14 protein-coding genes are annotated in these 14312 nt (G+C 54.4%); 4 read left to right on the top strand and 10 right to left on the bottom strand.

Going from position 1 to position 14312, the window contains the following annotated elements:
* Positions 1–14 precede the first annotated feature (14 nt).
* Positions 15–1841 (bottom strand): ABC-F family ATP-binding cassette domain-containing protein, encoded by a 1827-nt coding sequence (locus HEQ61_RS00755; RefSeq protein WP_322099159.1) that lies wholly within the window; start codon positions 1839–1841, stop codon positions 15–17.
* A gap of 192 nt (positions 1842–2033) precedes the next feature.
* On the opposite strand from HEQ61_RS00755, the gene HEQ61_RS00750 reads away from it, so the two are divergent.
* From HEQ61_RS00750 to HEQ61_RS00735, 4 genes are all read left to right on the top strand, one after another.
* On the top strand, positions 2034–2834 hold the full coding sequence (locus HEQ61_RS00750; protein WP_168018720.1) for an undecaprenyl-diphosphate phosphatase: 801 nt from the start codon (positions 2034–2036) through the stop codon (positions 2832–2834).
* Between the two features lie 82 nt (positions 2835–2916).
* Positions 2917–3207, top strand: a complete 291-nt coding sequence (locus HEQ61_RS00745) for a hypothetical protein (protein ID WP_168018718.1) — start codon at positions 2917–2919, stop codon at positions 3205–3207.
* Positions 3208–3467: 260 nt separating this feature from the next.
* Complete coding sequence (locus tag HEQ61_RS00740) at positions 3468–3935, top strand: hotdog fold thioesterase (protein ID WP_322099158.1); 468 nt, start codon at positions 3468–3470, stop codon at positions 3933–3935.
* Between the two features lie 111 nt (positions 3936–4046).
* Entirely contained in the window at positions 4047–5366 is a 1320-nt protein-coding gene (locus HEQ61_RS00735; RefSeq protein ID WP_168018716.1) for a phenylacetate--CoA ligase family protein, read from the top strand.
* A 59-nt stretch (positions 5367–5425) separates the two neighbouring features.
* On the opposite strand, the gene HEQ61_RS00730 is transcribed toward HEQ61_RS00735, so the two are convergent.
* The 9 genes from HEQ61_RS00730 to sufB all read right to left on the bottom strand — a co-directional run bounded on the left by HEQ61_RS00730 (position 5426) and on the right by sufB (position 14295).
* A complete protein-coding gene (locus HEQ61_RS00730) occupies positions 5426–6823 on the bottom strand; it encodes an NAD(P)(+) transhydrogenase (Re/Si-specific) subunit beta (protein ID WP_168019205.1) in 1398 nt (465 codons plus the stop codon).
* Between the two features lie 16 nt (positions 6824–6839).
* Entirely contained in the window at positions 6840–7250 is a 411-nt protein-coding gene (locus HEQ61_RS00725; protein WP_168018714.1) for an NAD(P) transhydrogenase subunit alpha, read from the bottom strand.
* A gap of 17 nt (positions 7251–7267) precedes the next feature.
* Complete coding sequence (locus HEQ61_RS00720; RefSeq protein WP_168018712.1) at positions 7268–8416, bottom strand: Re/Si-specific NAD(P)(+) transhydrogenase subunit alpha; 1149 nt, start codon at positions 8414–8416, stop codon at positions 7268–7270.
* Between the two features lie 243 nt (positions 8417–8659).
* A complete protein-coding gene (locus tag HEQ61_RS00715; RefSeq protein ID WP_168018710.1) occupies positions 8660–9028 on the bottom strand; it encodes a HesB/IscA family protein in 369 nt (122 codons plus the stop codon).
* A gap of 26 nt (positions 9029–9054) precedes the next feature.
* Entirely contained in the window at positions 9055–9438 is a 384-nt protein-coding gene (locus tag HEQ61_RS00710; RefSeq protein WP_168018708.1) for an SUF system Fe-S cluster assembly protein, read from the bottom strand.
* A gap of 28 nt (positions 9439–9466) precedes the next feature.
* A complete protein-coding gene (locus HEQ61_RS00705; protein ID WP_168018706.1) occupies positions 9467–10723 on the bottom strand; it encodes an aminotransferase class V-fold PLP-dependent enzyme in 1257 nt (418 codons plus the stop codon).
* Positions 10720–12051 carry a Fe-S cluster assembly protein SufD gene (sufD, locus tag HEQ61_RS00700; RefSeq protein ID WP_168018704.1) on the bottom strand — a complete coding sequence of 444 codons (1332 nt, stop codon included), beginning with the start codon at positions 12049–12051 and terminating at the stop codon, positions 10720–10722. The genes HEQ61_RS00705 and sufD overlap by 4 nt, the downstream gene beginning before the upstream one ends.
* Positions 12052–12066: 15 nt before the next feature.
* Positions 12067–12822: a Fe-S cluster assembly ATPase SufC gene (gene sufC, locus HEQ61_RS00695; RefSeq protein WP_168018702.1), complete on the bottom strand. Its 756-nt coding sequence runs from the start codon at positions 12820–12822 to the stop codon at positions 12067–12069.
* 24 nt (positions 12823–12846) lie between these two features.
* Complete coding sequence (sufB, locus tag HEQ61_RS00690; protein ID WP_168018700.1) at positions 12847–14295, bottom strand: Fe-S cluster assembly protein SufB; 1449 nt, start codon at positions 14293–14295, stop codon at positions 12847–12849.
* Positions 14296–14312: the final 17 nt, after the last annotated feature.

Genomic DNA, 14312 nt, shown 5'->3' with positions numbered 1-14312 from the left:
TAGGAGATCGCAGATCAGGCACCCCTGCGACTGCCATTTTCCAGATTTTCCTTCAAGATTTCGAGTTCAAGCCACTGCTCCTCTGCGCGCTCAAGGAATGCTTTCTTTGTCTCAAGACGCTCAGCCGTTTTTGCAAAAGCTGACGGATCCGCAGCATAGAAATTGGAGCAAGACAGTTTTGCTTCCAGTGCCGCAATCTCTTTCCGTGCTTGCTCTATCTCATTTGGCAGTTCCTTCAAAAGCCGAGCTTGGGCGTATGACAACTTTGTCAGCACACGCGGTACCTCTGAACGCTCGCGACTTACATCCTTTTTCGCAGATGTAATCGGTAGCGCGTCATCAACCTGCTTTCTCTGGCGTTCGTAGTCAGAGTATCCACCGGGGTATTCGCGGATAACCCCCTCACCCTCGAAGACAAGACTGGATGTTACGATACGATCGAGAAAATCACGGTCATGGCTGACCAACAACAGCGTCCCGTCATAGGATGACAGCGCATCCTGCAGCAAATCCAGCGTATCAATATCCAAGTCATTTGTCGGCTCATCAAGGACCAGCAAGTTGGATGGAGCCGCCAGTGTCTTGGCCAGAATCAGCCTGTTACGCTCCCCCCCTGACAAGCTTCCAACCGGACTTCGCGCCTGGCTCTCACTGAACAGGAAATCGCGCATATAGCCAACAACATGACGCATGGTTCCACGAACATTGACAGAATCACCACCGGTATCCGCCAACGTATCCCACACCGTCTTTTCCGGGTCGAGGAGGCTTCGTGTCTGATCAAGGAAAACCGGAGACAAAGCAGTTCCTAACCGGACAGAGCCGGAATCCGGAGCAAGCTCGCCGAGAAGCATTTTCAACAGGGTCGACTTTCCAGCCCCGTTCGGACCGATGATACCAATCCGGTCACCACGCAAGACACGCACCGAAAGCGGCTTGATGACGCACCGCCCTGAGAAAGTCTTTTCTATATCAACAGCCTCGATAACCAGCTTCCCGGAGAGAGCACCGCTATCAATTCCCATCGCCACACGTCCGGCTTGTGAAATCATGCCGGCGCGTTCCTGACGCATATCGTAGAGACGCTGTACACGCCCCATATTCCGCGTTCTTCTGGCTTTAACACCCTGGCGCAGCCACTCTGTTTCCTTGGCAATCAGCTTGTCAAACTTGGCTCTCTCAACGGTTTCCTGTTCCAAAATGGTTTCGGCCCATTCCTCAAAAGCAGAAAAACCTCTGTCCAGTCGCCGGACAATACCACGGTCAAGCCATAGCGTAACGTTTGTCAGGTTATTCAAAAAAGCGCGATCATGAGAAATAACAATGAAGCCACTGCGACAGGAACGCAGCTTTGATTCCAGCCATTGAATGGTGGGGAGATCCAAGTGGTTGGTAGGCTCATCCAGCAGCATAATGTCTGGATCACAAACCAGAAGACGGGCAATGGCTGCCCGACGCTTCTCTCCGCCGGAAAGTAGGCACGGGTCAGCATCAGGATCCAGGCCAAGCTCATCCAGAAGAGGCTTGACCCGATGCAGGACATGGTCCTGATCCCCCTCGAAGCCACCTGCAACATAATCATATACAGAATGGAATCCCGACACATCCGGCTCTTGAGGCAACCAGGACAGCCGGGTCCCGGGCTGCACAAAAACATCGCCATTTTCAGGCTCAACCTGACCGGCAATAATCTTCAGCAGGGTTGACTTTCCTGCCCCATTCCGCCCGACCAAGCAGATACGGTCGCCACGCCCGACGGCCATGTCAACGCCATCAAACAGGGGAAGGCCACCGAACCCGAGCCGGACATCTCGAAGGGAAAGAAGGGGGGGAAGCGCCACGCGGTACAATCCTGATACAAAGAATAAATACATTATAAACAATTAACGCCAGTACCCGATCCGGCATAGACCTGTGGGGTGTAACAGAAATGCCTGATTTGTTCAATCTTCGGCCCGTATATGCTTGCATACGAAAAACACAGACATCATCATGGGTCACGATTCGTTGACTCTCGGGAGATCATGCACCCCATGGACATTCTGGTCCTGGCGGCCCTTCTTGGTATTGTTGAGGGCCTGACAGAGTTTCTGCCCATTTCATCAACCGGGCATCTGGTGTTGCTGGTGGATGTCCTTGGCTTTCCAGCCCCCCCGGGCAAGACGTTCGAGGTCGCCATCCAGATCGGGGCCATCATGGCGGTCTGCGTTGCATACCGCGCACGCCTGTGGCGGGCTGTCCGAGGCTTTACACAAGACGCTACAGAACAGGCTTTCGTGCGCAATTTGGTGATTGCATTCTTACCTGCCATGCTGGTTGGGGCCATGGCTTACCCTCTGATCAGGCAGGCACTGGACAGCCCGACAGTTATTGCCTGCGTGCTTGTAGCGGGCGGCATAGCCATGCTGGTCATTGAACGCCGCAGCATCATACCAACTCTTGCGACCATCGAAAGTATGCAAGCTGGTACCGCACTACGCATAGGGGTCTTCCAGTGCATTGCCATGATACCCGGCGTGTCTCGTTCCGGGGCAACAATCATGGGCGCTTTGCTGGTTGGTGTTGAACGTCGCATAGCCGCAGAGTTTTCTTTCTTCCTTGCTATTCCAACCATGATGGGCGCCACGACTTACAGCCTTTACAAGAACTGGAACCTTCTTGAAATGGCTTCTCTGGAACTGCTCATGATTGCAACGATTGCAGCCTTTGTTACGGCTCTCCTCGTTATCAGGGCAGCGCTAGCGCTAATTGGCCGGCACGGCTTCTCCCCGTTTGCTTGGTATCGCATTGTTCTTGGCGTCGCTATTTTAGGCTTCCTTCAATCTGGCTTTTAGCCATGACCCCGCATTTCCTGAAACAGGAACCAGTGAGAACACACCACCTTTTTCGCATAGCATACGAGCGATTGTAGTTGTCATGACCACACCCGAAACTATACGCCAGTATCTGTTCTCGACCCTGCCATTCTCGTCAGAAGCAGACTGCATCCTTCTGGGGTTTGCCCTCTTTCTTCTGTCCCTGCTTGTCTTGCGTCATGAAACAAGGAGCTGGAACGCTCTTTTCCTGCCAAGTCTTCTGGCAATTACGCTTGCTGCAATTGATATTGCTTTGGGAAAGCCCTTGATCGAGCCGATACGGGTTCTGTTCCTGACCTGCTTGCTTCCGTTTGTACTAATTGCAGTTTTCCGACTGAGATGGGTACGCTAAGGCAGTGGTCCTTCCGAGCTTCTGAACAAGCTGGGACACAGCACAGTATGAACGCTAATCCGTATTATAACATATAAATACAACCATAATAAACATGGTCTTGTATTTAAAAAGTACAAAGAGAGATTTAAAAATAAAGACTGAATAAATAGAACCTGCAAAAACAGATCAACCGTAGCATAATAAGCCCCGATTGCATCGTGAGAGCAGAAAGACAGGTGTGTCTTGTTGCCTCTGCCTTGATGCAAAAACGGAGCTTGGTGTCTGACATTATGATCAAAAGTTCAGAAGAAAATACCCAGCAGGTTGCTGAAGCGGTAAGCGCCGCACTCTATAGCCGGGATCATACATCCCATATGCTTGGCATTGTTGTTGAAACTGTAAGCCCGGGATCTGCGCGGTTGAGCATGACCGTACGGCAGGACATGGTCAATGGCCACGGCATTCTGCACGGTGGCCTTTGCTTTACGCTGGCCGACACATGCCTTGCCCATGCCTGCCACTCCAGGAATATCCGCGCTGTGACGCATTCGTGCACAATAACCTACACGGCACCAGGACACCTGGGTGACGAGCTGATCGCAGAAGGGCAGGAAATCTGGACAAAGGAACGGAACAGCATGATCGATGTAACAGTCTCCCGGCGGAGTGACGGTGCTGTGATTGCGCTTCTTCGGGGAAACGTGCGGTACATAGGTGGCGTTGTTACGGAACAGCCTCACCAATAGGAGCATGGCACACACTGTCGACAGAGAAGTCCTACTTGTTTTGGTGACGCCGTCACAGCAGACCAAGGCCAAGCATTATGCCCACAGACGGCTTAAAGAAAGCGCCACACCATGATAACCTGTCATCCATCAAAGCCGCTTTATCTGCTGGATCCGATGGAATGGGCCGATCCCGAGCAATTATCTGCACTCCAGCTACAACGCCTGCGTCACACACTCTATAATGCATGGGACAGGATTCTACCTTTCCAGAAAGCCTGTCAAAGAGCCGCCATACACCCTGATGATCTACAAACACTTCCCGACTTGGCGCATTTTCCTTTCATATCTAAAAACGATCTACGCCTCCATTATCCGAGTGGCCTGTTTGCCGTACCCATGGAACGTATTCTTCGCCTGCATACCTCATCAGGGCAAACCGGTACACCAACCATCACCGGATATACACGGACTGATCTGGAAATATGGACACGCCTTATGGCACGGTCCCTCAGAACAGCAGGCGTACGTCAGGGCATGCGTGTACAGGTTTCCTTTGGGTACGGGCCATTTACGGGTGGCCTAGGGGCGCACTATGGTGCCGAAGCACTGGGGTGCACGGTTATTCCCGCTTCAGGCGGGAACACACGGCGACAGATACACTTCATACAAGATCTGAAACCTGACATTATCATGGCTACCCCAAGCTACATGCTTGTTATCGCCGACGAGATGGAACGGCAAGGCATCAATCCCCGGAAAAGCTCCATGAAAATGGGTATCTTGGGGGCGGAACCATGGACAGAAGAAATGCGCTGCGCAATAGAGGAGCGTTTCGACCTGAAGGCCATTGACATATACGGCCTCTCGGAAATCATGGGACCCGGCGTAGCGATAGAAAGCCCGAACAGCAGGGGCAGCCTACACATATGGGAAGACTATTTTTATCCGGAAATCATCGATCCGGATACGGGGGCCGTCTTGCCCGACGGGAGTTTTGGTGAACTGGTACTGACCACGCTAACCCGGGAAGCCATGCCACTGATACGCTATCGTACGCATGACCTGACCCGTCTTCTTCCCGGCACCGGGCGAGGCTTGAGGCGTATGGAACGGACAGCAGGCCGTTCCGATGCCATGCTCACAATACAGGGGGTCAAGGTGCTCCCCACGCAAGTCGAGGCCATTATTCTGCGTGACCCTCGACTAGCTCCTGTTTATCAGCTTGTTATACGTCGCAAAGGGCACAAAGATTATTTGGAGATAAAGACAGAGTTACGCTCCGGCCTTCATGATAAGGACGTGCAAACTGCGGCCAGAACCGATCTGGCCCATTGCATAAAGCGCACTCTGGGGGTACCCGCAAAAATTACAATTGCCCACGAGAACACGATCGAGCGCTCCTCCGGGAAGGCAAGGCGCATTATTGACCTAAGACCTACACAACACTGAAAGAAAAAGGCCGAACTCCACACATCCGGCCTTCAGCCCTCATACATGCATGACGTACATTAGTTCAGCGCGCTGACAACCTCTTCTGTTACCTTTTTGGCATCACCAAAAAGCATCATCGTGTTATCGCGGAAGAAGAGATCGTTCTCGACCCCAGCATAGCCCGAAGCCATGGAGCGCTTGACGAACAGGACGGTCCGCGCTTTCTCCACATCCAGAATAGGCATGCCATAGATCGGGCTGGATGGATCCGTATGCGCCGCCGGATTGGTAACATCGTTGGCACCAATCACATAGGCAACATCGGCTGTCTGGAAATCATTGTTAATGGTCTCCAGCTCAAAAACCTCATCGTAGGGGACATTGGCTTCGGCGAGCAGCACATTCATATGCCCCGGCATACGACCCGCGACAGGATGAATGGCATACTTGACCTCAACTCCCTCTGCCTTCAAGGCATCGGCCATTTCACGAAGGGCATGCTGGGCCTGAGCAACCGCCATTCCATAGCCCGGAACGATGATAACCTTGGAAGCATTTTTCATGATGAACGCCGCATCATCTGCTGAACCCGCCTTGACGGCACGATCTGTGCCGGAACCAGCAGCAGCCCCTTGCGCAGCCTCACCGCCAAAACCACCCAGGATCACATTGAAGATAGAGCGGTTCATGCCCTTGCACATGATATAGGACAGAATAGCCCCGGAAGCCCCCACCAGGGCCCCGGCAATAATCAGCAAGGCATTGCCAAGGGTAAAGCCTATACCACAGGCCGCCCATCCAGAGTAGGAGTTCAGCATGGAGATAACGACAGGCATATCAGCCCCGCCAATGGGCAGGATCAACAAAAACCCCAGGACAAAAGCCATGATCATCAGCAGAAAGAAGATGCTGTGGCTTTCAGACAAGGCAAACACAATAATCAGGAAAACAAGCGCTCCGCCCAGCAAAGCGTTCAGTTTATGCTGCATCGGAAACTGTAGGGGCTTCCCGGCAATCAGCCCCTGAAGCTTGCCAAAGGCAATAACGGAACCCGAAAATGTTATAGCCCCGATCACAACCCCCAGGCTCATCTCGACAAGCGACCCTGCCTGAATACGACCGACCGTACCGATCCCATAGCTCTCCGGCGACAGAAGCGCCGCCGTAGCAACCAGAACGGCTGCCATACCAACCAGGGAATGGAAGGCAGCGACCAGCTGCGGCAAGGCCGTCATCTTGACTTTCAGAGCAACAACTGTTCCGACAGCACCACCAATGACGATAGCCAGAACAATCAGTCCATAACTATGAACTGCAGGAGAAATCAGCGTTGTCAACACGGCAATCGCCATGCCGGCCATCCCGAGCTGATTTCCCTGCCGGGCACTGACCGGGCTGGAGAGTCCACGCAAAGCCAAAATAAAACAGATAGCCGCCACCCCATAGGCCATCATGGTCAAACCTGTCACATTCATCATGGCGTGGCGCTCCCTATTTATCCTTTTTACGGAACATCTGAAGCATTCTCTGCGTCACGATGAACCCACCAAAAATATTGACTGCAGCCAGCATGACCGCAAAGAACCCCAGAACACCCGATGCGGACATATCCAAAGGACCGGCAGCAATCAACGCCCCGACGATAATGACGGAACTGATGGCATTGGTGACGCCCATCAAAGGGGAATGCAGGGCCGGTGTCACAGACCAAACCACATAAAATCCGACAAAACAGGCCAGAACAAAAATGATCATCAGGTACCAGAAATCATGACCCTGCCCTGCTGCAGCCGCATGGGCGGCCGAAGATGCCTGAGTAGCAAGCAGGGATGCTTTTTCAGCCAAATCGGCGGCCGAAGAAGACAGGGCCTTGGCTGCTTCCTGAATAGATTGGGTATCCATTGTCTCCCTTCCTTTTGTCAAACAGCGGTCAGCTGCGGGTGCACCACTGCACCATTGCGGGTGACACATGTCCCCTTGACCAAGGCCTCATCCGGATTGATTTCCAGTTTCTTCGCCTCGCGGTCGGTCAGAAACTGAATGAAGTTGAACAGATTGCGCGAGAAAAGGGCAGAGCTGTCGCCCGCCAGCCGACTGGCAACATCACGATTGCCAACAATCTTGACCCCGTTATGAAGAACCGTCTGACCGGGGACTGTCAGGGCACAGTTCCCCCCTTGCTCTGCGGCCAGATCAACGATGACCGAACCCGGCTTCATGTCTCCCACCTGATCCGCAGAGATGAGAACAGGTGCCTTACGCCCGGGAACCAGGGCCGTGGTAATCGCAATGTCGGCCTTGCGCAGGAAATCGCCGACAACCTTCTTCTGGCGCTTAAAATATTCCGGCGGCATTTCCTTGGCATAGCCTCCGGCTGTTTCCGCCTCTTTTTCCATCGCCTCATCGACGACAACAAACTTGCCACCCAAGGACTCAACCTGCTCACGCGTAGCTGGGCGTACATCGGTAGCATGGACAATTGCCCCAAGCCGTTTCGCTGTTGCGACAGCCTGAAGGCCGGCAACACCGGCGCCAAAAACCAGAACGCGGGCCGGAGCCACAGTACCTGCCGCCGTCATCATCATCGGGAAAGCACGGCCATATTCAGCCGCAGCATCAATCACAGCCCGATAGCCAGCCAGATTGTTTTGCGATGACAGAATATCCATCGATTGCGCACGTGTGATGCGGGGCATCAGTTCCATTGCAAACGCATCAACGCCACGCTCAGCCAAAGCCTTGATCAAGGCTGGCTCTGACAGGGCATTCAGATGACAAAACAGACGGCTGCCCCTTGGCAGAAGAGCAACCTCGTCAAACCCGTCACCTGCCATCATCGGGCGCGAGACTTTCAGGACAATATCAGCGTCAGAAAGCGTGGAGGCCGCATCGGCACCAATTTCAGCACCAGCCTCGGCATACTGGGCATCTGCAACAGACGAATGAAGCCCAGCGCCCGTTTCAACAGAAACCCTGTATCCAAGGCCGATCAGCTTTTTCACAGTTTCCGGAGTAGCCGCCACCCGGAGTTCTCCGTCACGCCGCTCCTTCGGTATGGCAATTTTCATCAGCTCTTCCTCACATCAAAAACAGACCAGCAACGGCGCACCGCAAGGCAATCACAATGCCCCGAAACAGGAAGCCTTGTGAAGTCAAAACACGGACCGGAAAGGCCGGCGCAGACCCGCAGCCGGCGGCCAACATATAGCTGTGAATGCCGTGATTGAAACAAGAAAAAGAATGAGCACAAACAGAAGCCCAGACCGCTGTGCAGATCTGGGCCAACCGAAACCTACAAAACAGCAAACGCACTAATCGGTCGCAACCGATTTATCAACGCTGAAACTTTCACCACAACCGCAACGGCCTGTTTCGTTGGGATTGTCAAAAACAAACCCCGATGAAAATTTGTCGACGCGATAATCCATCGTGGCGCCAAGAACAAACATCAAGGCCATGGGGTCCACCAGAATGGTTACCCCCTTGTCCTCGATCACTTCTTCGAAAGGCTTCTTCTCTTCCGCATACTCAACAACATAAGACATGCCGGAGCAGCCACGGGTCTTGATCCCAACCCGCAGACCGATCATAGGCTTCTCGGAGCGGGCCACAAGGTCCCGCACCCTCTGCGCAGCAGCATCTGTCAGCTGCAGGATCTTCTTGCCGGGTTCAGCAAACATCGTCTGTCTCTCCACACAAGCAGGCTTCAGAACATATCCAGGGCAACACGGGCCACTTCGGTCATCCGGTCGGGAGTCCAGGGTGGATCCCACGTCAGCGACACCGACACGCGGCCAACGCCCTCTACCCGTGCAACCGCGTGAGCGACCTCCTCGGGCATCTCCCCGGCGACAGGACAAGCCGGAGCCGTCAACGTCATGACAATCCGTGTATCTCCGGTATCTCCGATCTCAAGGGTATAGATCAAACCCAGATCGTAAATATTCACGGGGATTTCCGGGTCGTGAACCGTTCTCAACGCGGCAATAACCTCGTCCTCGCTGGCAACCGGTGTTCCAGGCTCCAGAGGTGTTCCAATCTCGATGGCCTCTCCATCTTCAGCCGGAGGAGGAGGATCATACGCATACATAGGCGGTCTCATGGTCATGGCAGGCGCCCTATTCAAAAAGATCGCGTGCCAAACGCAATGCCTTGATAAAGGCATCAATATCGGCACGGTTTGTGTAAAGTCCGAAGCTGGCCCGTGTTGTGGATGAAACGCCAAGGCGCGCCATCAAGGGCTGGGCACAGTGATGCCCTGCCCGCACGCATACACCCTGCCGATCCAGAACGGTTGCCAGATCATGGGGATGGGCCCATGTGGTGGAAAAAGCCACAAGACCAGCTTTCCCTGCCGTGGTGCCATGGACAGTCAGCCCCCCCAGATCAGACAGGGCTTCCATCGTAAAGGACAGAAGATCCATTTCGTGATCAAGGACAGCCCCTCTGTCTATTCCTGCGACATAATCAATCGCGGCACCAAGACCAATGACCTGAACAATGGGCGGTGTTCCGGCCTCAAACTTCGCAGGCAGGGACGCCCACTCACTTTTCTCGAACGTGACCGAGGAAATCATGTCTCCCCCGCCCATCCATGGCGGCATTCTGTCAAGAAGCGTCTCCCGCCCCCACAAAACTCCAACACCGGTCGGCCCGTATAGCTTATGCGCAGAGAAGACGTAGAAATCGCAGCCCAGCTCCTGAACGTCGACACCCTGATGCACCACACCCTGGCATCCATCCACCAGCACAACGGCACCAACCGCATGGGCCCGGCTGCATATGTCGCGGACAGGCAGGACAGTCCCCAGCACATTGGACACATGGGCAACGGCAACCAAACGGGTACGAGGGGTCAGAAGATCAGAGAAGGCATCAAGATCCAGGGAACCGTCGTCGCAGACAGGTGCCACCTTCAGAACCAGCCCCAACTGATCACGCAGCATCTGCCACGGTACAATATTGGAGTGGTGTTCCAGCTCGGTCAGAACAATCTCGTCTCCGGGTTTCAGAAAGGCACGACCATAGCTGTTGGCAACCAGGTTAATCGCCTCTGTCGCACCACGGGTCAGGACAATCTCCCGTTCCGAAGCTGCATTCAGAAACCCCTGAACCTTGCGACGCGCGGCCTCATAAGCCAGCGTAGAACGCTCGGACAGCCAATAGGCGCCACGGTGGACATTGGCATACTCTTCCTCATAAGCCCGCCGCATGACATCGAGAACCACAGCCGGCTTCTGGGCAGAAGCCCCCGTATCCAGATAGGCAAGGGGCTTGCCATGCACCGTACGGGACAAAATAGGAAAATCAGCCCTGATGGCCTCAACATCAAAAGGCCGTACAATCGCACTTGTTGGGGTTACAGCCACCGTCATTGGCTTCGTGCCCCCAACCACGCATGAATGTGCTTCAGAATGGCTGCCTGCAGTGCTGGATGACGGACCATAACAGCAGCCTCGTCCAAGAAGCCCTCAATCAGAAGTGAACGCGCCACATCATCCGGAATACCCCGGGCACGCAGATAAAAGAGTGCGTCCTCGTCCAGTGCACCTGCTGCCGCACCATGGCTGCATTTGACATCATCAGCGTAAATCATCAGTTCCGGCTTGGTATCCACTTCGGCGCCACGCGACAACATCAATGCCTTGTGCAACTGCTGGCCATCGGTCTGCTGTGCATCACGACGAACCAGTACACGCCCCTGAAAAACACCACGCCCATTGCTGTCCAGGACACCCTTCCAGACCTGGTTCGAGGTACAGCCGGCCACAGCATGATCCATAAAGGTTGTTGTATCAACGTGCTGATCATGCCCCACAGCATAGACCCCGTTGACCAGGGCACTGGCACCTTGGCCTGCAAGCTCGACGCAGAGATCGGAGCGGGACAGGCGTGCCCCTGTCAGAACAGAGAAGCTGTCAAGGGAGGCTGATTCAGCCAAGGTAGACTGTCCGGCCATAAACCATGTGCTGGCACCGTTCATGTTCTGGAGCACCACATGATCCAGGGAAGAGCCTTCGGCCATCCGTATTTCACGAACCCAATTGGCAAAGACAGGGTGCTCGTCCGCAGAGACATGGCTCTCTGCCATGACAAGACGGGCATTCCGCCCAAGATCCAGCACAAGACGGGGCTGCACGCTGCGTGCCTGTCTTTCACCGGTGTAAATGGCTACCACATGAACAGACACATCAATAACGACGTTGTCCGGCACTCTGACGAACAGGCCATCAGCCAGCACACTGGTATTCAGCGCCGCAAAGGGATGTTCGTGATAGGGCAGAAGTTGCCCCAGAAGCCCCTCCAAGGCTGCCGGCTCCTGTGCCATAACCTGCCCCAGGGGACGCAGGTCAAGCCCATCAGGGCGCTCACATGCTGACAAAAGATTAACCGAACGGGTCAGGGCTTCGTCGTAGCAGCCATTCACCAGAACAACGGTCCAGGCTTGTTCAAGAGCCAAGGCATGGTTCGTGATAACAGAATCCACGCTCTCAACAGCCCCGCCACGTATCAAGGCCCAGTCAAGACGGGTCAGGTCACGAACCTGCGTGTACTTCCACCGTTCACTCCGGCGCCCGGGAAGCCCTTGCTTCTCGTAAGCCTCCATACCAAGGCGACGCAAGTCAGACAACCAGGCAGCCTGACCCGGCACATCCACGTCATGGTCACACCCGAACAAAGGCAGTGCGGCATTCTTCATCATGACAGAACCTTCCGTTCAAGCCGCAGCATCACGATATCCGGCATAGCCATTTGCCTCCAGATCCTCCGCCAGCTCCGGACCACCGGTGCGAACGACCTTGCCGCCGACAAAGACATGGACCACATCAGGCACGATATAGCGCAGGAGCCGTTGATAATGGGTAATCACCAGGAAAGAACGCTGGTTCCCCCGCAGGGCGTTGATCCCTTCGGACACGATCTTCAGTGCATCAATATCCAGACCGGAGTCCGTTTCATCCAGAATGGCAAACCGGGGATCAAGCACCGACATTTGCAGGATCTCGGCCCGCTTTTTCTCACCACCAGAGAAACCGACGTTGACAGGGCGCTTGAGCATGTCATCGCTGACACCAAGTTCGCGCGCCTTGTCCTTGACCAACTTCAGGAACGCCACAGGGTCGATCTCGGGTTCCCCGCGTGTCTTGCGACAGGCATTCAGCGCAGCCTTGAGAAAGGTTGACATGGCCACACCCGGAATTTCCACCGGATACTGGAATGACAGAAACACCCCGGCACGGGCGCGCTCGTCTGCCGAAAGTTCCAGAAGGTTTTGGCCATCAAACAGCACCTCGCCTTGTGTGACATCGTATCCATCACGCCCGGCAATGATGTTGGACAGGGTGGACTTGCCAGTTCCATTGGGCCCCATCAGGGCATGAACCGTGCCCGGCTCAATGACCAGATCAACACCCTTTAGAATTTCCCGCCCGTCAACAGAGGCATGAAGATTACGAATTTCAATCAGTGACATCTTGTTATTCCTTCTGTCGCAGGCTCAACCAACGCTGCCTTCAAGCGAAATGGAAACCAGCTTCTGGGCCTCGACGGCAAACTCCATCGGCAGGGTCTGCAAAACTTCCTTGCAGAACCCATTGACGATCAGACCAACCGCTTCTTCCGGATTAAGCCCGCGCTGCAGACAGTAAAACATTTGCTCCTCGGAGATACGGCTTGCCGTTGCTTCATGTTCAGTCCGGGCCGAGGGATTGCGGTTCTCGATATAGGGAATGGTATGCGCACCGCACTGATCGCCGATCAGAAGACTGTCACACTGCGTAAAATTCCGCGCCCCTTCTGCACCCGGCATAATGCGCACCAGTCCACGATAGGTCTGATCCGACTTGCCTGCAGCAATACCCTTGGCAATGATCTTGGACGTCGTGTTACGGCCAATATGGATCATCTTTGTGCCCGTATCGGCCTGCTGAAAATTATTGGTGATGGCAACCGAATAAAACTCCCCTGACGAATTATCGCCCTGGAGAATACAGGAGGGATACTTCCACGTTACGGCCGACCCGGTTTCAACCTGGGTCCACATAACCTTGGCATTCCGCCCGCGACAGGCTGCACGCTTGGTCACAAAGTTGTAGATCCCACCCCGTCCTTCGGCATCACCGGGGTACCAGTTCTGAACCGTGGAATACTTGATCTCGGCATCATCCAGGATAACAAGCTCAACCACCGCAGCGTGCAGCTGGTTCTCGTCACGCTGCGGGGCCGTACAGCCTTCCAGATAGGAAACGTACGCCCCTTCATCGGCGATAATCAGGGTCCGCTCGAACTGCCCGGTATTCTTTTCGTTGATACGGAAATAGGTCGACAGCTCCATCGGGCACCGCAGCCCCTTTGGGATGTACACAAAGGAGCCATCCGTAAAGACCGCCGAGTTCAGACAGGCATAGAAGTTGTCAGCCACCGGCACGACAGATCCAAGGTACTGCCGCACCAAGTCCGGGAACCGTTGGACTGCCTCGGAAATGGAGCAGAAAATAACACCCATGTCCTCCAGGCGCTTTTTATAGGTTGTTGCAACGGATACCGAATCAAAGACGGCATCAACGGCAACACCGGCCAGGACTTCCTGCTCTTTCAGCGGAATGCCAAGCTTCTCGTATGTCTTCAGAAGCTCCGGGTCCACTTCATCCAGACTGGCTGGACCCACTTTCTGACGGGGCGCCGCATAGTAATAGGCATCCTGGAAATCCGGGGTTGGATAATTCAGGTTTGCCCAGTCAGGCTCCTCCATCGTCAGCCACAAGCGGTAGGCCTTAAGGCGCCATTCCAGCAGCCATTCCGGCTCCACCTTCTTTGCGGAAATGAAGCGGACAATATCCTCGTTCAAGCCTTTGGGAGCCCGATCGCTTTCGATATCGGTTTCAAAACCGTATCGGTAATGTTCCAGTTCCTTTACGGTTCTGGCTGTGCTGTCTGTTGCCGCCATGCTCCGTCCTGCTCCCT

This window comes from Haematospirillum sp. H4485 (genome assembly GCF_012102745.1).
Lineage (GTDB): Bacteria > Pseudomonadota > Alphaproteobacteria > Rhodospirillales > Rhodospirillaceae > Haematospirillum.
Note: the sequence above shows the minus strand (reverse complement) of the source record. Positions and strands in the feature narration are given on the sequence as shown.

What these genes read in the sequence shown, in the direction of transcription:
- HEQ61_RS00710 (WP_168018708.1), bottom strand. Translation starts at nt 9,438, where the DNA reads ATGTATGCGTATGATCCTCCTCCTCCGGCTGAAGATGGAGAGGCCATC.
- HEQ61_RS00705 (WP_168018706.1), bottom strand. Translation starts at nt 10,723, where the DNA reads ATGACGGTGGCTGTAACCCCAACAAGTGCGATTGTACGGCCTTTTGAT.
- sufD (WP_168018704.1), bottom strand. Translation starts at nt 12,051, where the DNA reads ATGATGAAGAATGCCGCACTGCCTTTGTTCGGGTGTGACCATGACGTG.
- HEQ61_RS00715 (WP_168018710.1), bottom strand. Translation starts at nt 9,028, where the DNA reads ATGTTTGCTGAACCCGGCAAGAAGATCCTGCAGCTGACAGATGCTGCT.
- HEQ61_RS00725 (WP_168018714.1), bottom strand. Translation starts at nt 7,250, where the DNA reads ATGGATACCCAATCTATTCAGGAAGCAGCCAAGGCCCTGTCTTCTTCG.
- HEQ61_RS00750 (WP_168018720.1), top strand. Translation starts at nt 2,034, where the DNA reads ATGGACATTCTGGTCCTGGCGGCCCTTCTTGGTATTGTTGAGGGCCTG.
- HEQ61_RS00730 (WP_168019205.1), bottom strand. Translation starts at nt 6,823, where the DNA reads ATGAATGTGACAGGTTTGACCATGATGGCCTATGGGGTGGCGGCTATC.
- HEQ61_RS00735 (WP_168018716.1), top strand. Translation starts at nt 4,047, where the DNA reads ATGATAACCTGTCATCCATCAAAGCCGCTTTATCTGCTGGATCCGATG.
- HEQ61_RS00745 (WP_168018718.1), top strand. Translation starts at nt 2,917, where the DNA reads ATGACCACACCCGAAACTATACGCCAGTATCTGTTCTCGACCCTGCCA.
- sufC (WP_168018702.1), bottom strand. Translation starts at nt 12,822, where the DNA reads ATGTCACTGATTGAAATTCGTAATCTTCATGCCTCTGTTGACGGGCGG.
- sufB (WP_168018700.1), bottom strand. Translation starts at nt 14,295, where the DNA reads ATGGCGGCAACAGACAGCACAGCCAGAACCGTAAAGGAACTGGAACAT.
- HEQ61_RS00720 (WP_168018712.1), bottom strand. Translation starts at nt 8,416, where the DNA reads ATGAAAATTGCCATACCGAAGGAGCGGCGTGACGGAGAACTCCGGGTG.